The organism is Campylobacter sp. BCW_6871 (genome assembly GCF_001762325.1).
Classification (GTDB): Bacteria; Campylobacterota; Campylobacteria; order Campylobacterales; family Campylobacteraceae; genus Campylobacter_D; species Campylobacter_D jejuni.
Genome location: NZ_MJWQ01000037.1, coordinates 62,004 through 81,921, shown reverse-complemented (window position 1 = coordinate 81,921; position 19,918 = coordinate 62,004). Strand labels below are relative to the sequence as shown.

The following is a 19,918-nucleotide window of genomic DNA, read 5'->3' as shown; positions in this document are numbered from 1 at the left end:
TATTTTTTTATTTTTGTTTTATTATTTAATTTTATAAAAATATAATTATCTTTTTATGCAACTTATAAGATAATATTGGATTTAATGTAACTATCAAGGAAAAATATGTTTGATAAAATTCATTATTATTATTTTAATGCTAATTATGAAAAATGTTTAAACTTGAGTGAGCAATTTTTAAAAGAAAGTCCAAAATTTGCTTTAGAATTTGCTATGCTTTCTTCTTATAAACTTTCTCTTTTTCAAAAAGCTTTATATTATGCTCAAGAGCTTTTTTCTTTAAATCCTACAAGTTTTAATGGTCTTATGCTTGCTAAAAGCTATATTGAAAATTTAAGACTTGATGAAGCCTTGAATTTATTACAAACACTTTTAACTCGCAAAGATGATTTAGAAGATGAACTTAAGTTAGAATTGGCTTTTATTTATAAACTGAGTAATAAACTAGAAGAATCTGAACAAATTTTCAAAGAATTACTTTCTAAAGATATGTATAATCTTAATCTATGGAAAAATTATGCAGAAATTTATTTTAAACATGATTTTACCAAGGCATTAAATGCACATGAGCACTTGTGTCATTTTATGCAAGATTTGATTGATAAACTACAAAAAGGAATCATTGCTGAACAAACCAATCTTAATTTAATTAAACTCGAAGATAGGCTTCATAGTAAAACCAAAGAAAATCTTACTATTTCTAAAATAGAAGATTTTTTAACTCATCAAATTTTACCCCAAAAAGCATACTTGCTTTTTAAGCTTTTTAGAATATCTGATTCTTTAGAACTTTTTCAATCACTACAAGAAGCCAATCAACACCATGCACAGTTTTGGCAAAATTATGCTAAGGTCTTAGAATTTAATTCAAACTATCAAGAAGCTTATCATGCTTATAAAAAATGTCTTAGCTTGGATTCTCATGCAACCTATCAATTTGATTTGGCTTATCTTTTGATGCGTATGGGAGTGGATGATAATTTTGAAGAGGGTAAGAAATATTATGAAAGCAGATTATTTTATGCTCATAATGAAACTTTTTCTACTTATCATTATAATGAAAGCTTAAAAGCTTTTAATAAATTTGGCGTTGATGCTTTTAAAAATAAAGAAGTTTTAGTATTTTGCGAGCAAGGCTTTGGCGATACTATAATGTATGCAAGATGCTTAGAAAAACTTTGCAAAATCGCTTCAAAGGTTTTATTTGCTCCTCAAAGTGCCATGTATGAAATGTTTAAAAATCAAATCAAATTTTTAAATCAAAATGATGATATTTTTAAAAATGTAAAGGTTTTAAAAAATCTACCTACAAATTTTGATTATGCTATTCCTATTTGTTCTTTGCCTTTTTTTATTGATATTAAGCTTGATGAGATTTCACGATTAAAAACACCTATATTGCCACAGAAAAAACCGCATAATAAAAGAAAAAAACTTGGTATTTTTTATGCTACTCCTAATGCTGAAAATTCTGATTTATTAAGAAATGTAAAATTTGAATTTTTATTTGATGTATTAAAAGACTTAGATTATGAAATCATTTCTTTTCAAATGCAATTAAAAGAAGAATTGCCTAAGGTAATAGAAGATAGAAGCAAGCTTATAGAAAATTGGAATGATACTCTAAATTATTTATATGATATTGACTGTATGCTTAGTATTGATAGTGCTATAGCGCATTTAAGCTTAGCTATGGATATTCCTACTATAGTTCTTTTACATCCTAGATTTGATTGGCGTTGGGGAAAATTTGAAAATCCTAAAAGTTATTTTTGGCCAAAAGCAAAATGTTTTATCATAAAAGAACAAGAAGAAACAAAAAGAAATTTGCAAAAACTGATTAAAGATATCTTAAACTAAAGCTTAGTTTAAGAGCTTTAGGTGGAAAATTTGGTTTTTGATAACATCAGCTAGCATTTTTGGCATTTGGTTTATAATATCTTGATAATTTTGCTTTGCATCTTGATCTTTTAATGTCAAATTTAATTTTGCATTTTTAGCTGAAAGAATTTTTCCATTGCTTGTAGAAATAATTTTAAAATTAACATTAGCCACACCCTCTTTACTAGTTGTGATAAAATAATTTGTAATATTTACATAAAAATCTTGCAAATTTACCACCACAACATAATCTGTAAATTTAGCATACATTTTAGCCTTATCTTTTTCTTGTGTTAAAAAAGGACTTACATTTATAAGTTTTGCATCCTTAGGGCTAAAATATGACAAAGTTTTAGGACTTTGATAAATACCATTTGCAGCAGAATTAACCCAATTAAGCTTTAAACTTTGAATCAAATTTTTAGCAAATAATGTAGAAAATTCCTTATCACTCACCCTAAAACCATCTAAAAAATAACCAAAATTTTTCCTAAAAGTTAATACAATAGCAAAATCAATATCTTTATCTTTGGTGATTTGCGATTTTTTTTCAATTAAAGTAGAACTATCAAACAATGCTTTTTGTTGATTTAGATTTGGATTTGCAACATTTTGATTTAGATCTATTAGCTCAAAACTATCTGCGCTTTTTTCAATTTTAATAACTTTTTTCTGAGAAAAATTATTCGCTAAAAGATTAGAACTTAAAACTAAACTTAAAAACAAAATGAAACAATACCTCATCTTCATCCTTATAAACTATTTAAATATAAAATTATATTCTTTATTTTATAAAAAATCTTGTAAAAAATTCCTAGATGAAACACAAATAAAAGGACTGGATTTATAATTTAAAGGGTTATATAAAATGTATTTTTTAGAAAAATCTCCCATAAATCCTCCATTTTGATTAATCAAAAAATCTCCTGCTACAATATCCCAAATATTAAGCTTTTCAAATCTTTTATAAACTCCTGCCCTAGCCTCTAAAATAGCACAAAATTTCAATCCAGAACCTATATTAATAGCTTCTAATTGATGCTCTTTTGCAAAGTCTTCATCTTCTTTGCTAAGATGATTAACACTCAATAAGGCTTTATATTTATTTTTCTCGTATTCTTGCTGGTCAATTTGCAAAGGTTTATCGTTTTTATAAACCTTGGTTTTTGCATGAGCATAGAATATATCACCTTTTGATGGATTTTGTATAAGCGATAAAACAGGGCGATTGTCATGAACTAAACTTATCATAACACAAAATTCATCACTGCCTTTTAAAAAACCACTTGTTCCATCAAGAGGATCGATAAGCCAAAAAGTTTTTAATTCTTCACACTCTTCTTTGCTGAGTAATTTTTCTTCTGATAGAATTTTAATATCCGTAGAACCTAAAATATCATTTAGAATTTTATTAGAAGCAAGATCTGCTGATGTAAGCGGGCTTTTATCTTCTTTTTCCCAAGTTTTAAAATTTTTTCTCTCTTCTAAAATAGCTTTAGAAGCTTGATTGCTAGCATTTATAGCAATTTCTAAAAATTTATCAAGATTAAGCATGATTATAAGACTTTCTATAAGATTTTTTAAAATTATACAAGAAGATTTTGTGGAATTTTTAATTTCCACAAAAATTTTAATTAAATTTTACTAGTTTCACCCAAATAAAGTTGTCTTGGACGGACTATTTTAAGACTTTCTTGCTCTTTTTGTTCTATCCACTGAGCTATCCATCCTGGGGTGCGTCCTATAACAAATAAAGTAGCAAACATTTCATTTGGAATACCTAAGGCTTTTAAAATAAGTCCACTATGAAAATCAACATTCGGATATAGCCCTCTTTGAACAAAATAATCATCATTTAAAGCAATCTCTTCTATACGCGTTGCTACTTTAATAAGATTGGTATCAATATCCAACTCATCAATAAGTTGATCACGAAGCTTTTTAAGTACTTTTGCTCTAGGATCAAAATTTTTATAAACCCTATGCCCAAAGCCCATCAAGCGGAAAGGATCGTTTTTATCTTTAGCTCTTTTGATGAATTCATCTACCCTATCAACACTACCTATTTGCTCAAGCATTCTAATAACACCTTCATTAGCTCCACCATGTGCATGACCCCAAAGCGCACCAATACCTGCTGCTATACAGGCATAAGGATGAGCATGAGTTGAACCCACAGCACGAACCGTTGAAGTTGAAGCATTTTGCTCATGATCTGCATGAAGCATAAAAACTGTATCAAGTGCTTTTACTTCTATAGGTTTAAGCTCTACATGATCGTAAGGATAAGTTCTTAACATATATAAGAAATTTTCTGTAAAACCACGATCTAAATTTGGATAAGCCATAGGAAAGCCGTGTTTATATCTATAAGCAGTGGCCACTATAGTAGGGATTTTAGCTACTATTCTAGCTGCCATTTCCATATATTCTTCTTTTACGTTCATATTTAAATGATCAGGATAAAAAGCACTAAGCGATGAAACAGCACCTTGTAAAACTGCCATAGGATGAGCATTATCAGGGAAAGAATCAAAAAGACGATGCATACCTTCATGGATAAAAGAACGCTTTTTCATTTCATAACGAAACGCTTCAAGACGCGTAGCATCAGGTAATTCTTTATAAAGTAAAAGATGAACCACATCTAAATAAAGTTTGTTTTCAGCAAGCCACTCTATAGGATAGCCACGGTGCATTAAAATTCCGTTTTCTCCATCAATATAAGTGATTTTTGATTTACAAGTAGCTGTAGAAGTCAAGCCCTCATCATAAGAAAACATTCCTGTTTGTTTATAAAAACTTGACATATCCACAACGCTTGGGCCAGTTGTACCATCATATATAGGAAATTCATAGCTTTTTCCATTTCTATTATCGGTTATAGTAACGGAATTTGACATTTTCGCTCCTTTTATTGTTACTTTTATTAATTCTAACAAAAAAGGGCGATTATGAGTTTTTTTATTATTAAATTTTTAAGATTTTGTTTGCTTTTTTGAGTAAAAAAGTAACTTTCATTTTTTAGAATTGGAAAGAAATTTAATCATACTCATAACAATAATAGCCTCAAACAACGCTGTTAAAATAAGTGCTGAATAAAGCTTCTCATCAATAACCTTGCCCGAATAACCCAGAGTAGCTGTTGCTATAAGCAAGGTTAAAGGCATAGAATGACTAAGACCAAATAAAATCATATTTTTAAAACCAATTCTTTTTAAAAAAACACTTGCACATAAAATTCTTAAACCCACCATAACAAACATAAGTAAAAATGCTTGTAAAACGATTTTATAATCTAAAATCATTTTAAGATCAAAGGTTGAACCTATATGGATAAAAAAAATAGGGATCAAAAACCCGTGTCCAAAAGTAGAAAGCTTGTGCTCAAGATCTTTTTTATGATCAAAAAAAGTAGCTATAAATGAACCTGCTATAAAAGAACCAAGAACGATTTCAAGTTTTGTAATAACCATAGCAACAATAATCAGTATAAAAATAGCCATACAAAATCTTATATCTTTTTCATTTTTATCTTCCCATGGCATAAGCACAACTTTAAGCTGAGGATACCACCAAAAAAGCACACCAAGCATTTTAAATCCAAGTAAACAAAGCCCCAAAAAGATATTAAGATATAAAATACTTTGCACTACATCAATAATACCCGTTCCTTCGCGCAAAAAAGCTCCCGCTATAGTCAAAAGCACAATAGAAATCACCTCAGCTAAAGTAGCTACTACCATAGCAATATTTAGCCAATAACACTCTTTTCCAAAATCCTTAAAAAGCAAAGATAAAAGCCCTACACTCATCACAGGTATAATGATAACAAATACTAAAGAAAGTCCAAAAATCCATACTATAAAAGAAGATAAAGCATAAAGTAAAAAAATATAAAAAAAGCTTTTTTTGACAACTTCTTTATCCATATTAAAAAAGGCTCTTAAATTTACCTCCATGCCCGCTATAAACATTAGATAATAAAAACCTACATTGGCTAAAAGTGCAAAATTTTCACTTTTTCCTATGAAACCAAAATACGCTATTATTGCCCCTAAAATAATTTCAGTAGCCGAAATAGGTAAGCGAAAAATTCTTGCAATATGCGGAGAAAAAAGCAAACACAAGGCTATAACAATAAGAATTTTTAAATCGATTAAAGCCTGTGTATCAATGACACTCTGATGCAAAAGTAAATCCCATTTTTTTTAATTTTATTATATCTTGACTTGGTTCTTCACCTTTAGTGGTTAAATAATCTCCTATAACAATAGCCCCAGCACCTGCTTGAAAAATTTCATACTGTCTTTCTCGCAATACCACTTCACGCCCACCTGCGACCATAATTACAGTTTGAGGCAAAGCCTCTTTGGTATCACGAACAATTTTTAAGGCTTCATCAGCACTAAGTCTTGGAACTTGTAGTTTTAAATTTTCATTTGCTATAAAAAAATTAATAGGCGTTGAAAAAGGCTGTAATTCTTGCAAAGATTTTCTAAAACTTAGTCTATCTTCTTCACTCTCACCCATACCATAAATTCCACCACAACAAAGCATAAGTCCTGCTTCTTTAGCGTTTAAATTGGTTTGAAATCTACTTTCCCAAGTATGAGTGGTGCAAATTTGTGGAAAAAATTCCTTAGAAGTTTCAAGATTGTGATTATAAGAAAAAATTCCTGCTTTTTTAAGTTCTTTGAGTTGTTCCACGCTTGCCATGCCATTACAGGCAATTAAAAGCAAGTTAGGCACTTCTTTTTGCACGGCCTTAGCAGCCTCACAAACATACTCAAGCTTTTCATCATCAAGCCCAAGTCCTGCTGTAACCAAACAAAAACCCAAGGCTTCATTTTTCTTTGCCATTTTTGCTTCTAAAACGATTTGTGAAAGTTCTTTACGACGATATTTTTGAATATCTGTTTTTACATGGGCACTTTGGGTACAGTATTTACAGTCTTCTGAACAATTTCCACTCGCTATATTTGAAATAGCACAAAGCATGATTTGCATTTTAATCCTTCATTTCTTTTTTAATTTTACACTTTAAACATTCTAAGAATGTACCTTTTTTAAGCTCTTTTATCACTAAAGTTTCGCCACACTCTTCGCATTTTTCTTCGCTTGGTTTGTATTTGCTTATAAAATTGCATTTTGGATAAGCGCTACAGCCATAAAATTTACCGCGTTTTGAAAAGCGTTCTACGATTTCACCTTTTTGACAACTTGGACAAGTAATACCTGTACCATTAGCTTTAGCTTTTGCGGCAGTATTTTCGCTTTCATTTTTACTTTCACTTTTTAAATTTCTTGAATACTTACATTTTGGAAAATTTAAACACGCTACAAATTCTCCAAAACGTCCTTTTCTAATAGCAAGTTCCCCGCCACAATCAGGACAACTTTCACCTAATTTTGTAACAGTTTTTTGACTGGCGATTTTTGTTTTTCCTTCTTCGATTTTTCTCATAAAAGGATAGTAAAATTCTTTTAAAGTTTCTTGCCAATCTGCCTTATCTTCTGCGATTTCATCTAAAGTGTTTTCAAGATTTGAAGTAAATTTGCTATCTACTATATCGCTAAAATTTTTCTCAAGCACTTCGGTTACATTAAAAGCAACCTCGCTAGGAATGAGTTGTTTTTTGTCTATTTTTACATAATCACGGCTTGTAAGTATAGAAATGGTTGGAGCATAAGTAGAAGGACGACCTATGCCTAAACTTTCAAGTTTTTTTACAAGTCCTGCTTCTGAATACCTTGAAGGAGGTTCAGTAAAATGTGAGTTCATTTCTAAATTTTGCACTTTTAAATTTTGGCCTATTTTAAGATTTGGTAAAATTTTATCCTTATCCATATCACCATAAACTTTATAATATCCCTCAAAAAGGATTTTTCTACCGCCTATTTTAAAAACTGCTCTATCATTTTTTACAAATACATTTTGAGTTTGAGAAATAGCAGGATTCATCTGACAGGCTAAAAAGCGATTGTAAATAAGTGTGTAAAGTTTTAACTCATCTTTGTCTAAAAATTTAGCTGCAATTTCTGGAGTAAAACTTAAATTTGTAGGGCGTATAGCTTCATGTGCTTCTTGGGCGCCTTTGGCCTTTGTAGTATATACATTTGCTTTGCTTGGAAGATAGTCTTGGCCAAAATTTGCTTGTATGAATTTTCTTGCATTCTCTATAGCTTCTTTGGCCAAATTTAAACTATCAGTTCTCATGTAGGTAATAACCCCCATCACGCCCTCGTGAGTATTTACTCCTTCGTAGAGTTTTTGAGCTATCATCATGGTTTTTTTAGGGTTAAAACCAAGGCGATTGCTAGCACTTTGCTGTAAAGTTGAAGTCATAAAAGGAGGTGGTGGAGCGATTTTTCTTTCTTTGCTTTCAATGTCACTTATAGTATAAGCTTCATTTTTACAAACTTCCAGTACAAGTTTGGCACGATCTTTATTGATAATGGTAAGTTTTTCTATCTTAGCTTTATCAAATTCAACTAGTTCTGCATCCAAATCTTTTTGAAAAATCATATCTATGCTAAAATATTCCAGTGGTACAAAGGCACGAATTTCTTTTTCACGATCGACTATGATCTTTAAAGCCGCACTTTGAACACGCCCTGCGCTAAGTCCTCTTTGAATTTTTTGCCCCAATAAGGGGCTGAGTTTATATCCTACAATGCGATCTAAAAGGCGTCTAGTTTGTTGGGCATTTACAGAGTGCATATCTAATTTTCTTGGATTTTTTAAAGCATTTTCTATAGCACTTTTAGTAATTTCATGGAAAACGATGCGTGGTAAGGTATTTTCATCTTTGCCTATAGCTTTTGCAATATGATAAGCTATGGCTTCTCCTTCTCTATCCTCATCCGTTGCAAGATAAACTTCTTTGGCATCTTTGGCTTTGCTTTTAAGTTCTTTAACTAAGGCGCTATGATCACTTGTGATTCTATACTCAGGGATAAATTCATCATCTTCTATTTTAATCCCAAAGCTTGATTTAGGTAAATCCCTAATATGTCCTTTAGAAGCAATCACTTCATAATCTTTTCCCAAAAAATTTCCTATGGTTTTAGCTTTTGCAGGAGATTCTACTATGATTAAATTTTTCTTCATTTTACACCCTTGTTAAATAAAAAGCTGAATTTAGCTAAAAATATTTAAAATTCTACTTATAAAATATATTTTAATTAGGCTAAAATATTTTAAAAACAAAACTATCATAGCAAAATAAATAAAATATAATTTTAAGTAATTTTAAATACAAATCATAATTTTTAGAGTATAATAAAATAAAAAAGGTAAAAATTATGAATAGCAAAAATTATAAATTTCATCCAAATGACACAAAAATGGATAGAAAAATAATTCAAATTACTGAAAAGTCTGGATTTAAAGCGGCTGTGTTTTCTATGGCCGCTATGACTATGCTAGGAAGCGTAGTCATTTCATCTGCTCTGCCTGCTATCAACAGACATTTTGAAGAACTTTTAACCCAAAGTGGCGCTACTCTTGCTTCAAGTTTCACATTAGCTCATCTTGATATACTTGTTCGCTTAGTTTTAACCATTCCTGCTATTTTTGTTGTCATTTTATCTCCATTCGCTGGTATTTTAATGGATAAATTTGGCAAATTAAAATTCATTCTTCCAGCTATGGTGGTTTGGACTATTTCTGGGGTAAGTGGCTTTTTCTTAAATGATATTTATGCTATACTGACTTCAAGAGCTATTTTTGGTATGGCAACTGCTTTTATAATGACAGGCGCTTCGGCTTTACTTGGAGATTATTATAGTCGCGGTGGCTTTAATCGCAGAGAAAATGCTTTAAGTCTTCAAGGATTTTTTTGTGCGGTAGGGGGTGCTGTTTTTATTTCTATTGCGGGATTTGTTTCAAGTTATTCTTGGCGTTATCCTTTTTTGGTGTATGGACTTGGAATTTTAATTACCTTAATGGCTATCATTTATCTTTTTGAACCTAGAAAATTTAAATTCTATAATCATACAAAAATAGAAGCAAAAACAAATTATTGGCAATTTTTTCCTATCTATTTTATAGGTTTTTTTATCATGGTAGTTTATTATATTTCGCCAACTCAACTTCCTTACTATATAGAAGAACATTTAAGATTGGACCCTAAATATATAGGTATTTCGATGTCTGTGTCTGCACTATGTTATGGTTTTTTCTCTCTAAGCTATAGATATATTATAAAATTCTTAAGTATTAAAACTATCTATGTTTTAACTCTTTTTATCGTATCTTGTTCTTTTTTGCTGCTTTTTTTAGTAGATAGCTTTTTCACAGTTTTAATCGCCTTAGCTTTGCTTGGAATGGGCGGAGGTATTATGCTTGTAAATAATACGGCTTATCTTTTTTCAATCTGTCCCGAAAATGCTCGCGCTAGGGCTTATGGAATTTTAGCAAGTTGTATATTTTTAGGACAATTTTTAAGTCCTATTATCTCTCAACCTATCGTTAGGCAAATGGGTCTTGTAGATGCTTTTTTAATATGGTCAATAGTAATTTTTATAGTGTGCATTGTGTTTTTATTTTTAAAGCAAAAACCTAGGATAAATTAGCAAGAAAAATCTTGCTAATTTTATTTATTACAAACCTACTGCACTTAAAGTTTGGTATTTACTCATATAAATTTGAGCTTCAATTTTTCTCATTGTATCAAGCGCTACTTGAACTACAATAAGTACAGAAGTACCGCCAAAATGAAAAGGCACACCCATAAATTTCACCAAAACCCAAGGCAAGGTTGCAACAAGCCCTAAATAAATAGAACCTGATAAAGTTAAACGAGAAGCCACTTCATTAAGATAATTTGAAGTTCCTTCACCTGGACGAATTCCAGGGATAAAACCGCCTTGCTTTTTCAAATTTTCTGCTATGTCTTTAGCGTTAAATACAATAGAAGCATAAAAATAAGCAAAGAAAATTACAAACAAGAAAGTTAAAACATGAAACAAATAACCATTTGGATTTAAAAAGTCATTAATGGCTTGTAGATAAGGATTTATACTAGTTTGTAAAATCGTTGTTGGAAACATCAAAATCGCACTAGCAAAAATCGGTGGAATAACTCCACTAAGATTGAGTTTAATAGGAATATAATTCATAATGCGTTTGTTTTGATTTTGCATTACAACTTTACGAGAATAAGAAATAGGAATTCTTCTTTCTCCAAGTTCTACATAAATAATCACGCCTATAGTGATTAAAATCAAAGCAAAAATTGCAAAAGCGGTTAAGAAATTCATCTCACCTGAATTAATTTGTCCTACAGTTCCTGAAATCGCTCTTGGAATACCTGAAACAATACCTGCAAAAATGATTAAAGAAATACCATTTCCTATACCTCTTTGTGTAATTTGTTCGCCAAGCCACATTAAAAGCATAGTTCCTGCAAGCATAGAAATAGCACAAAGTGCGATAAACATATTTAAATCTTCCACCATTATAGCCCCTGCGCCACCACGACCATGTAAGCTTTGCAAACCTATAGCAACGCCTATACTTTGAACCAAAGTAATCACAATAGTCGCATAACGGATAATTTGCATATATTTTTGCATACTATCACGCTCTTTTTTCATCTTACCAATATTTGGAAAAGTTGCTGCAAGAAGCTCCATAATAATAGAAGCAGTAATATAAGGCATAATACCTAAAGAAATGATAGAAAAGCGTTCAGCCGCTCCACCACTAAAAACATTAAATAAACCCAAAGCATTGTTTTGATTGTTATTAAAAAATTCCGCAATCACATCAGCATTGACGCCAGGAACTGGCACATAAGCCAGAACCCTATAAGCAAACAAAAATGCTAAGGTGATTAAAATCTTATTCGTCAATGCTCTATTCATTATTTTGATCCGGTGACGCTAATATTCTCGTCTTTGATTTTTGATACTAAGTCTTTTGCACTTACACCAATTAATTTGATTTTATTCACAGATTTTGAAATTTTGTGAACACTTTTAATGCTCTCAAATGTAATTTCACTAAGCTCTTTTACAGCTGTGATTTTTTCAACATTGATTACATAAGGTTTTTGAATTTTAGAAGTAAAACCTACTTTTGGTAGTCTTCTTTGAAGTGGTTGTTGACCCCCTTCAAAACCTCTTTTTTCATTATAGCCTTTTCTAGCAGTTTGACCTTTACCCCCTTTAGTAGCAGTCTTACCCATGCCAGAACCTTGACCACGACCAATTCTTTTAGTTTTATGCGTTGAACCCGCTGCTTTTGTTAAATTCATCTTCTTATCCTTTTAACATTGTTAAAGCTTTGATTGTAGCACGAACCACATTAGCTGAATTATTTGAACCCAAAGACTTGGTTAAGATGTCTTTAATACCTGCAAGCTCGACGATAGGGCGTGTAGAACCACCCGCGATAACTCCTGTACCTTCACTAGCTGGTTTAAGTAAAATTCTACTTGCGTTGTATTTTACCTCTACATCATGAGCGATAGTTGAGCCTTTAGTTTTAACTTCAACGATATTTTTAAACGCATCGTCAACAGCTTTACGGATAGCATCTGGAACTTCCTTAGCCTTACCATAACCAACACCTACCAAACCTTTGCGGTTTCCAACGATAACTAAAGCAGTAAATCTAAATCTTCTACCACCTTTAACAACCTTAGTAACTCTGCCGATATCGACGATTACTTCTTCAAATTCTTCTCTATTATATTTTTCCATCGATTTACCCCTTATAGCCTAATGCCATTTTCTCTTAAAGATTCAGCTAAAACTGCAATAACACCATGATATACATAACCATTTCTATCAAAAACAGCTTGTTCTATCTTTTTAGTTTTTAAAGTTTTAGCAAATTCAGCAGCGATTTTTTTAGCGCCTTCTTTATTTGCTTTAACGCCAAGTTTGCGTCCATCAACTGCTGCTAAAGTTACAGCTTTTGCATCATCAATCGCTTGGATATATAGAGTTCTGTTCGATTTAAATACAGAAATTCTTGGAAAATTTTCACAACCTGAAATTTTCGCTCTAATTCTTTTTTTTCTTTTGATTCTTAAAGTTAGTTTTCTTTTTAATACATTTGCTCTCATATTCTACCCTTACTTCTTAGATGTCTTACCAGCTTTGCGGATAATGCGTTCATCAGAATACTTAACGCCTTTTCCTTTATATGGCTCTGGTGGTCTAAATTCACGAATTTGAGCAGCAACTTGACCTACAACTTGTTTATCACTTCCTTTAACTGTAATAGTATTTTTATCCACTACAATTTCAATTCCTTCTGGAATATCATAATTAATAGGATGAGAAAAACCAAGGCTTAGTTCTAAAACTTTACCTTTTAAAGCTGCTTTATAACCAACTCCATTGATTTCAAGAGTTTTTGAAAAACCTTGAGTTAAACCTACAACGATATTGTAAGCTAAAGCTCTGTAAGTTCCCCAATAAGCTCTACTTTGTCTATCTTCACCTTTTGGAGAAAAAAGAATATTATTATCTTTAATCTCAACATTTACATTTGCTTTAGTATCAAGTTCTTTTGCCAAATTTCCTTTTTTAAATTTAAGCAAATTTCCTTCTAATTTTACTTCTACTCCTGCTGGAATAGCAATCGGTTGTTTACCTATACGAGACATATTTTTCCTTTTTATTTGTCTAGGATATTTCTACTTTTTTAAAAGAATGGATACCCAATGCCATAAAAAGCAGATTTTTTACCAAATAGTACATAAAATTTCGCCGCCAACACCTGCTTTATAAGCTTCATCATTAGCTAAAACGCCACGACTTGTGCTAACTACGATAGTACCATAACCGTTTTTAAAACGCTTGATTTCATCTTTACCTTTATAAACACGACGACCAGGCTTAGAAATTCTTTTAAGCTCATTGATAACACTCTTACCTTTTTCATCGTATTTTAAAACTACATTGATAAATTTCTTTTTATCTTCTTCAATAACATTAAAACTCTCAATATAGCCCTTAGCTTGAAAAATTCCAACTAAAGCTTCTACAACTTTAGAATGTAAAAGCTTGGTTGTTTCAAGCTTTCTCATTCCTGCATTTCTGATACGAGTGAGTGAATCTGAAATAATATCATTTATCATATTTTATCCTTACCAACTTGCTTTCTTAAGGCCTGGAATCAAACCTTCATTGCCCATTTTTCTTAAGCAAACTCTGCAAATTCCAAAATCTCTATAAACCGAATGCGGACGCCCACAAATTTGGCATCTCGTATAAGCTCTAACCTTAAATTTAGGCTTGCGTGCCGCTTTTGCAATCATTGATTTTTTAGCCATCTTACTTTCCTTTTGTAAATGGCACACCGATAAGTTCTAATAACTTTTGTGCCTGTTTGTCATTTTGTGCTGTTGTAACTATAGAAATATTCATACCATGAGTTCTTAAAATTTTATCATACTCCACTTCTGGGAACATCAACTGCTCATCAAGACCGAAGTTATAGTTTCCGCGTCCATCAAAACCATCTCTACTTAAACCTCTAAAGTCTTTCACCCTTGGCAAAGCAATAGAAATTAATTTATCAAGAAAAGCATACATATTTTCTTTTCTTAAAGTTACCATTACACCCACAGGAAAACCTTCGCGAACTTTAAATCCTGCAACTGATTTTTTAGCTTTAGTAATCACAGCCTTTTGTCCTGCAATTAAAGAAATAGTATCTGCAACATTTTGCAATACTTTTTGATCTTTAGCCAACTCACCAGCACCTACGCTGATAACTACTTTTTCGATCACAGGGATAAGCATAGGATTTTTAATATCAAATTCTTTAACCAATGCAGGTTTAATGCTTTGATTGTATTTTTCTTTTAATCTCATCATCGCTTACTCCTGAACTTTTGCCACATTGGAAATATCCATTGGCATTTCTTTATTGATAAAACCACCATTTGGGTTTTTCTCACTCGGCTTAATAGCTTTTTTAGCGATTTTACATCCTTCAACTACCACTTTAAGTGTTTTTGGATATACCGCTAAAACTTTACCTGTTTTACCTTTATCATCGCCTGTGATAACCTTAACGCTATCACCTTTTTTGATTTTTAATTTAACCGCCATTATAATACCTCCGGTGCTAGTGAAACGATTTTCATAAAGCCACCATATCTAACTTCTCTGCCCACTGGCCCAAAGATACGAGTTCCGATAGGCTCTCTTTTGTTGTCAAGAATAACCGCAGCATTTTCATCAAAACGAATCAAAGAACCATTATCTCTATGAATTTCTTTTTTAGTTCTAACGATAACCGCTTTTACCACTTGACCTTTTTTAACTTTTCCATTTGGTAAAGCTTTTTTAACAGATGCAACGATTACATCACCTACGGTAGCGTATCTTCTTTTGCTACCCCCTAAAACCTTGATACACATTAATTCTTTTGCACCGCTATTATCAGCAACTGCAAGTCTTGTAAAACTTTGAATCATTACTCAACTCCTGTAGCTAATACAGATTTTAAGCGAAATGATTTTCTTTTTGAAAGTGGTCTGCATTCTACTGCAACAACAGTATCACCCACTTTAACTTCATTTCTCTCATCATGAATTAGATATTTTTTAAAGCGTTTAACAATTTTTCTATATCTTGGATGAACCACTTTTCTTTCAACCAAAACACTTGCGGTTTTTTCACCAGCGATTTTAACAACAACGCCTTGAATTTCTCTTTTAAATGCCATTTTCTCTATCCTTATCTTAAAGCGTTAATTGCTGTATTTATTCTAGCAATGTCTTTTTTTACTTGGCTAATCTCTTTTGGATTAGTAAGTTGCATTGTTTTTAGCTTTTGTTTTAAAGTGAATAAAAGCACCTTTTTTTCTTTTAGCATTGTTGCAAGCTCAGCTGCTGTTTTATCTTTAATCTCAGTATATTTCATTTTGGCTCTCTCTTGTAACAAACTTAGTTTTAAATGGAAGTTTATGCATAGCTAAAGTCAATGCTTCTCTTGCCATTTCTTCGCTTACTCCTGCCATTTCATAAATGATACGGCCTGGCTTGATATTCATTACCCATTCCTCAACAGCACCTTTACCTTTACCCATACGAGTTTCTAAAGGTTTTTTTGTCAAAGGCTTATCTGGGAAAACTCTAATCCAAGTTTTTCCTTGTCTTTTAACGAAACGAGTTAAAGCAATACGCGCTGCTTCGATTTGGCGTGAGTTAATGCGTCCTGCTTCAGTTGCTTTTAATGCAAATTCACCAAAAGTAAATTCTGTTCCACGATTAGCATAACCTCTGTTACGCCCTTTCATCATTTTGCGATATTTAGTTCTTTTTGGCATTAACATGATTATTTACCCCTTCTTGTGCGTCTTGGCTTTTTAGCTGGAGCACTTTCTTCAGTTTTTTCAGGTTGCATACCTTTGTGTAATACCTCACCTTTAAAGATCCATACTTTAACCCCTATGTTTCCATAAGTAGTTCTAGCTTCTGCAAAACCATAATCGATTTTTGCTCTTAAAGTATGAAGTGGAACGCGTCCTTCAAGATACCATTCTGTTCTTGCCATTTCAGCACCGCCTAAACGACCAGAAACTGAAACTTTAATCCCTTTAGCGCCTGCTTTTTGCGCGCCTTGAATTACTTTTTTCATTGCTCTTCTAAAAGCAATTCTTTTTTCAAGTTGAGTTGCAACACTTTCAGCAGCAAGTTGAGCTGAAGCTCCTGCTTTTCTTTCTTCTTTGATATTGATATTTACATCTTTACCGATTAAATCTTGCAATTCTTTTCTTAAATTATCAACATCACTACCTTTTTTACCGATGATGATACCTGGTCTTGCAGCAACTACAGTAACGCGAAGTTTTTTAGCAGTTCTTTCTACTAAAATTTGGCTAATTCCTGCGTAATAAAGTTTTCTTTTTAAGAAAGCTCTGATTTTGTAATCTTCACCGATATTTTCTACTAAATTTGCTTTAGTTGGAAACCATCTTGATTCCCAGTTTCTATTGATTCCTAGTCTTAGACCAATTGGATTAACTTTTTGTCCCATTAGCTTTCCTTTTTCGCTGTTGCTTTTTTAGTGCTTGTTGTTTTTTTAGCTGGAGCTTTTGTTGTAGTAGTTTTTTTAGCTACTGCTTTTTTCTCTTCAGCTTTCACTTCTGCTTTTGCCACTTCTACTAAAATATGTGAAGTTGGTTTTCTAATACGACTTGCACTTCCTCTAGCTCTTGGTCTAAATCTTTTCAACACCGCAGCTGCATCCACGCGACAACTTTTTACAACCACTTCGTTTGCTTCAAAGCCACCATTTGCTACTGCACTTGAAATTGCGTTTGCGATATATTTTGCACCTTTATTTGGCATAAATTTTAAACTAGCCATAGCTAATTCTGCATTCATCCCCTGAACTTCCCTAGCAATCAATCTTGCTTTAGTTGGAGATAATCTTATGAATTTAATTAATGCTTTACTCATATCTTATCCCTTACTTACCAATTTTCTTTTGCACAGAGCCTTTATGCCCTTTAAATGTGCGTGTTGGAGCAAATTCACCAAGCTTATAACCGATATGATTTTCAGTAATATAAACTGGAATAAAGCTTTTACCATTATGAACATTAAATGTAAGTCCTATCATATCAGGAGTAATTGTGCTTCTTCTTGACCAAGTTTTAATTGGTTTATTATCATTAGCCTTTTTAGCAGCGATGACTTTTTTCATTACATGATCATCAACAAAAGGACCTTTTTTTAGTGATCTAGCCATCTTACTTTCCTTTTCTTCTTGAAATTATTAGCTTATCGCTAGCTTTTTTACGACGAGTTTTCGCACCTTTGGTTGGTTTACCCCATGGAGTTACTGGATGACGGCCTGAATTTTTCTTACCTTCACCCCCACCGTGCGGGTGATCTACTGGGTTCATAGCAGAACCACGAGTTTGTGGACGGATACCTCTATGGCGATTTCTACCTGCTTTACCGATAGTTACATTAGCCCATTCTTCGTTACCTACTTCGCCGATACTTGCCATACATTCAGCTAAAACTTGTCTCATTTCGCCGCTTGCAAGTCTTAAAATAACATATTTTTCTTCTTTACCCATAAGTTGTGCGTAAGCACCCGCAGAACGAATCATTTGACCGCCTTTACCTGGCTTTAACTCAACATTATGAACAATAGTACCCACAGGAATGTTTTTAAGTTTCATTGCATTACCTGGTTTAATATCAAGTCCGCTTTCAGCAGCTGCAACAATATCGCCAACGCTTAATCCACGTGGTTGAAGAATATATCTTTTTTCCCCATCTTTATAAGCAATCAAAGCAATTCTACAATTTCTATATGGATCATACTCGATTGCTTCTACTTTGCCTTCTATACCAAATTTACGGCGTTTAAAATCAATAATTCTGTAAAGTTTTTTAGTACCCGCTTCTTTATGACGACTTGTAATTCTTCCATAGCTATTACGACCTGCGTGCACTGGAAGTTTAACAAGTAGTGAGCGCACACTTGGTTTAGCTGTAATATCTTCAGAACTTAAACCTGTGATATATCTTCTACTTGGAGTATATGGTTTATAAGTTTTAATTGCCATCTTAAGCCTCCGTATTTTCTAAGCTAACACCTTCAGGTAGCTTAACATAGAATTTTTTGTAATCGTTTCTTTGACCTAAACGACCTCTAAAACGCTTAACTTTTCCATCCATTCTTAATGAATTGATGCTTTTTGGAGTTACACCAAAATACTCTTTTAAAACCGCTTTTAAGCCTGTTTTAGTCATCTTTGGTGAAGTTTGAATAACTACGACACCTTGCTCTTGCAAATTCAAACTTTTTTCTGTGTAAAGTATAGTCTTTATATCAGTAATATCTGCCATAATTATCCCTCTTTTGTAATAGATTCTAACGCTGATTTTTCTATGATAACAGCATTAAATACAGATACTAAATAAGCATTTACTTCAGTTACATCAACTACATAGCAATTTGCTAAATTTCTGTAAGCTAAAAGTGTTTTTTCATCTAGTAAATCTTTAACGATTAAAGCATCTTTGACGCCAAGTTTTTTAATCACAGCGTTTGCATCTTTTGTTTTACCACTTTCAATAGCCAAAGAATCAGCAGTAAATAACACACCTTTAGCTGCTTTATCTGCTAAAGCTCTTTCAAGCGCCAATCTTTTTTGTTTTTTATTTACTTTTTGGAAGTAGTTTCTTTCATTTGTTGGACCAAAAGCAACCGCACCGCCTACCCAAACGTTAGTTCTTGTTGAACCCGCTCTAGCACCGCCACGACCTTTTTGTCTCCAAGGTTTTTTACCACCACCGCTTACATCACTTCTACCTTTAGTATGAGCTGTATTTGCTCTTAAACTTGCAAGGTAAGATTTTACATATAAGTAAAGATTGTGTGGATTTACTTCCGCATATTTTGAAGGTAAATCAAGTTCACCTGCTTTTTCTAATTTATCATTTAAAACAACTACTTTACTCATTTTGCAATCCTTATTTTACCCATAGCACCATTATAACCTGGTACTGCACCCTTAACTACTAAAATTTTGTTTTCAGCATCATAAGATACAACTTCGTTTTTAACGGTTACTTTAGTATTTCCATAGTGTCCTGCCATTTTCATACCTGGTTGAACACGACCTGGCCATTCTCTATTACCAATAGATCCGTGGCGTCTATGAAATCTCGAACCGTGACTTGCTGGACCCCCTGCAAAGTTATGTCTTTTCATAACACCGCTATAACCTCTACCTTTGGTGTTAAAGCTTACTTTTAAAATTTTTGCTTCATTTAATGGAGTTTCATCTAAATCTCCTGCTTCAGTATTTGCTACTTCTAAAGTCGCAAATCTATTGTATTCTGCAGAAAGATTATACTTTTTTTGTTGTCCTGCGACACATTTATTACTTGCTTTACCTTTTGGATATGCTACTAAAGCCTTTCCGCCTTCAACTTCACATACTTTTGCATTTACAACTCTTAGTAAAGTTACAGCGATACTTGGATTAGTAATTGTTCTGCTCATTCCGATTTTTTCTACAATATATTCCATATCT

28 protein-coding genes are annotated in these 19,918 nt (G+C 32.4%); 2 read left to right on the top strand and 26 right to left on the bottom strand.

The window, feature by feature from the left end; translation table 11 throughout:
- Positions 1-105: 105 nt before the first annotated feature.
- Positions 106-1,860: a hypothetical protein gene (locus AJ930_RS03675; RefSeq protein WP_070274850.1), complete on the top strand. Its 1,755-nt coding sequence runs from the start codon at positions 106-108 to the stop codon at positions 1,858-1,860.
- 3 nt (positions 1,861-1,863) lie between these two features.
- Here the strand turns inward: AJ930_RS03675 and AJ930_RS03670 are convergent, their stop codons facing one another.
- The 6 genes from AJ930_RS03670 to topA form a co-directional block, all read right to left on the bottom strand.
- Positions 1,864-2,631: a hypothetical protein gene (locus tag AJ930_RS03670; protein WP_083263155.1), complete on the bottom strand. Its 768-nt coding sequence runs from the start codon at positions 2,629-2,631 to the stop codon at positions 1,864-1,866.
- Positions 2,632-2,670: 39 nt separating this feature from the next.
- Positions 2,671-3,435, bottom strand: a complete 765-nt coding sequence (locus AJ930_RS03665) for a 3'(2'),5'-bisphosphate nucleotidase CysQ (RefSeq protein WP_002866832.1) — start codon at positions 3,433-3,435, stop codon at positions 2,671-2,673.
- Between the two features lie 80 nt (positions 3,436-3,515).
- On the bottom strand, positions 3,516-4,784 hold the full coding sequence (locus AJ930_RS03660) for a citrate synthase (protein ID WP_070248629.1): 1,269 nt from the start codon (positions 4,782-4,784) through the stop codon (positions 3,516-3,518).
- A gap of 114 nt (positions 4,785-4,898) precedes the next feature.
- Complete coding sequence (locus AJ930_RS03655) at positions 4,899-6,074, bottom strand: cation:proton antiporter (protein WP_070274848.1); 1,176 nt, start codon at positions 6,072-6,074, stop codon at positions 4,899-4,901.
- Complete coding sequence (locus tag AJ930_RS03650; RefSeq protein WP_070274847.1) at positions 6,055-6,891, bottom strand: biotin synthase; 837 nt, start codon at positions 6,889-6,891, stop codon at positions 6,055-6,057. The genes AJ930_RS03655 and AJ930_RS03650 overlap by 20 nt, the downstream gene beginning before the upstream one ends.
- A gap of 1 nt (position 6,892) precedes the next feature.
- Complete coding sequence (gene topA / locus AJ930_RS03645) at positions 6,893-8,995, bottom strand: type I DNA topoisomerase (RefSeq protein WP_070273943.1); 2,103 nt, start codon at positions 8,993-8,995, stop codon at positions 6,893-6,895.
- Positions 8,996-9,189: 194 nt separating this feature from the next.
- Here topA and AJ930_RS03640 point away from each other — a divergent pair, with 194 nt between their 5' ends.
- Positions 9,190-10,461 (top strand): MFS transporter, encoded by a 1,272-nt coding sequence (locus tag AJ930_RS03640; protein ID WP_070274846.1) that lies wholly within the window; start codon positions 9,190-9,192, stop codon positions 10,459-10,461.
- Between the two features lie 27 nt (positions 10,462-10,488).
- Here the strand turns inward: AJ930_RS03640 and secY are convergent, their stop codons facing one another.
- The 20 genes from secY to rplC all read right to left on the bottom strand — a co-directional run bounded on the left by secY (position 10,489) and on the right by rplC (position 19,914).
- Positions 10,489-11,754, bottom strand: coding sequence for a preprotein translocase subunit SecY (gene secY / locus AJ930_RS03635; protein ID WP_070274845.1), 1,266 nt, complete (start codon positions 11,752-11,754; stop codon positions 10,489-10,491).
- On the bottom strand, positions 11,754-12,146 hold the full coding sequence (rplO, locus tag AJ930_RS03630) for a 50S ribosomal protein L15 (protein ID WP_002868266.1): 393 nt from the start codon (positions 12,144-12,146) through the stop codon (positions 11,754-11,756). The genes secY and rplO overlap by 1 nt, the downstream gene beginning before the upstream one ends.
- Positions 12,147-12,150: 4 nt before the next feature.
- The gene (gene rpsE / locus AJ930_RS03625; RefSeq protein ID WP_002779428.1) at positions 12,151-12,594 is read right to left on the bottom strand and encodes a 30S ribosomal protein S5; all 444 of its coding nucleotides are present in this window, start codon (positions 12,592-12,594) and stop codon (positions 12,151-12,153) included.
- A gap of 11 nt (positions 12,595-12,605) precedes the next feature.
- The gene (rplR, locus tag AJ930_RS03620) at positions 12,606-12,962 is read right to left on the bottom strand and encodes a 50S ribosomal protein L18 (RefSeq protein ID WP_044778598.1); all 357 of its coding nucleotides are present in this window, start codon (positions 12,960-12,962) and stop codon (positions 12,606-12,608) included.
- Positions 12,963-12,971: 9 nt separating this feature from the next.
- Positions 12,972-13,508: a 50S ribosomal protein L6 gene (gene rplF, locus AJ930_RS03615; protein WP_004305835.1), complete on the bottom strand. Its 537-nt coding sequence runs from the start codon at positions 13,506-13,508 to the stop codon at positions 12,972-12,974.
- A 78-nt stretch (positions 13,509-13,586) separates the two neighbouring features.
- Entirely contained in the window at positions 13,587-13,982 is a 396-nt protein-coding gene (gene rpsH / locus AJ930_RS03610; RefSeq protein ID WP_002860830.1) for a 30S ribosomal protein S8, read from the bottom strand.
- Between the two features lie 9 nt (positions 13,983-13,991).
- A complete protein-coding gene (locus AJ930_RS03605; protein ID WP_002851478.1) occupies positions 13,992-14,177 on the bottom strand; it encodes a type Z 30S ribosomal protein S14 in 186 nt (61 codons plus the stop codon).
- Position 14,178: 1 nt separating this feature from the next.
- Positions 14,179-14,724, bottom strand: a complete 546-nt coding sequence (rplE, locus tag AJ930_RS03600) for a 50S ribosomal protein L5 (RefSeq protein WP_002851453.1) — start codon at positions 14,722-14,724, stop codon at positions 14,179-14,181.
- 3 nt (positions 14,725-14,727) lie between these two features.
- Positions 14,728-14,961, bottom strand: a complete 234-nt coding sequence (gene rplX, locus AJ930_RS03595; protein ID WP_002779437.1) for a 50S ribosomal protein L24 — start codon at positions 14,959-14,961, stop codon at positions 14,728-14,730.
- A complete protein-coding gene (gene rplN, locus AJ930_RS03590) occupies positions 14,961-15,329 on the bottom strand; it encodes a 50S ribosomal protein L14 (RefSeq protein ID WP_002779438.1) in 369 nt (122 codons plus the stop codon). Before rplN ends, rplX begins: the two co-directional genes overlap by 1 nt.
- Positions 15,329-15,580, bottom strand: coding sequence for a 30S ribosomal protein S17 (gene rpsQ / locus AJ930_RS03585; protein WP_002851549.1), 252 nt, complete (start codon positions 15,578-15,580; stop codon positions 15,329-15,331). The genes rplN and rpsQ overlap by 1 nt, the downstream gene beginning before the upstream one ends.
- An 11-nt stretch (positions 15,581-15,591) precedes the next feature.
- On the bottom strand, positions 15,592-15,777 hold the full coding sequence (gene rpmC, locus AJ930_RS03580; RefSeq protein ID WP_002851566.1) for a 50S ribosomal protein L29: 186 nt from the start codon (positions 15,775-15,777) through the stop codon (positions 15,592-15,594).
- On the bottom strand, positions 15,764-16,189 hold the full coding sequence (gene rplP / locus AJ930_RS03575) for a 50S ribosomal protein L16 (protein ID WP_002779441.1): 426 nt from the start codon (positions 16,187-16,189) through the stop codon (positions 15,764-15,766). Before rplP ends, rpmC begins: the two co-directional genes overlap by 14 nt.
- Before the next feature lie 2 nt (positions 16,190-16,191).
- Positions 16,192-16,893, bottom strand: a complete 702-nt coding sequence (gene rpsC / locus AJ930_RS03570) for a 30S ribosomal protein S3 (RefSeq protein ID WP_002851138.1) — start codon at positions 16,891-16,893, stop codon at positions 16,192-16,194.
- Positions 16,893-17,318, bottom strand: a complete 426-nt coding sequence (rplV, locus tag AJ930_RS03565; protein ID WP_004305840.1) for a 50S ribosomal protein L22 — start codon at positions 17,316-17,318, stop codon at positions 16,893-16,895. Before rplV ends, rpsC begins: the two co-directional genes overlap by 1 nt.
- Positions 17,319-17,328: 10 nt before the next feature.
- Positions 17,329-17,610 carry a 30S ribosomal protein S19 gene (rpsS, locus tag AJ930_RS03560; RefSeq protein WP_002851509.1) on the bottom strand — a complete coding sequence of 94 codons (282 nt, stop codon included), beginning with the start codon at positions 17,608-17,610 and terminating at the stop codon, positions 17,329-17,331.
- Between the two features lies 1 nt (position 17,611).
- Positions 17,612-18,442, bottom strand: a complete 831-nt coding sequence (gene rplB, locus AJ930_RS03555; protein ID WP_070274844.1) for a 50S ribosomal protein L2 — start codon at positions 18,440-18,442, stop codon at positions 17,612-17,614.
- A 1-nt stretch (position 18,443) separates the two neighbouring features.
- Complete coding sequence (locus tag AJ930_RS03550; protein WP_002856384.1) at positions 18,444-18,725, bottom strand: 50S ribosomal protein L23; 282 nt, start codon at positions 18,723-18,725, stop codon at positions 18,444-18,446.
- Between the two features lie 2 nt (positions 18,726-18,727).
- Positions 18,728-19,342 carry a 50S ribosomal protein L4 gene (gene rplD / locus AJ930_RS03545; protein WP_002829330.1) on the bottom strand — a complete coding sequence of 205 codons (615 nt, stop codon included), beginning with the start codon at positions 19,340-19,342 and terminating at the stop codon, positions 18,728-18,730.
- The gene (gene rplC / locus AJ930_RS03540) at positions 19,339-19,914 is read right to left on the bottom strand and encodes a 50S ribosomal protein L3 (RefSeq protein ID WP_002779987.1); all 576 of its coding nucleotides are present in this window, start codon (positions 19,912-19,914) and stop codon (positions 19,339-19,341) included. The genes rplD and rplC overlap by 4 nt, the downstream gene beginning before the upstream one ends.
- Positions 19,915-19,918: the final 4 nt, after the last annotated feature.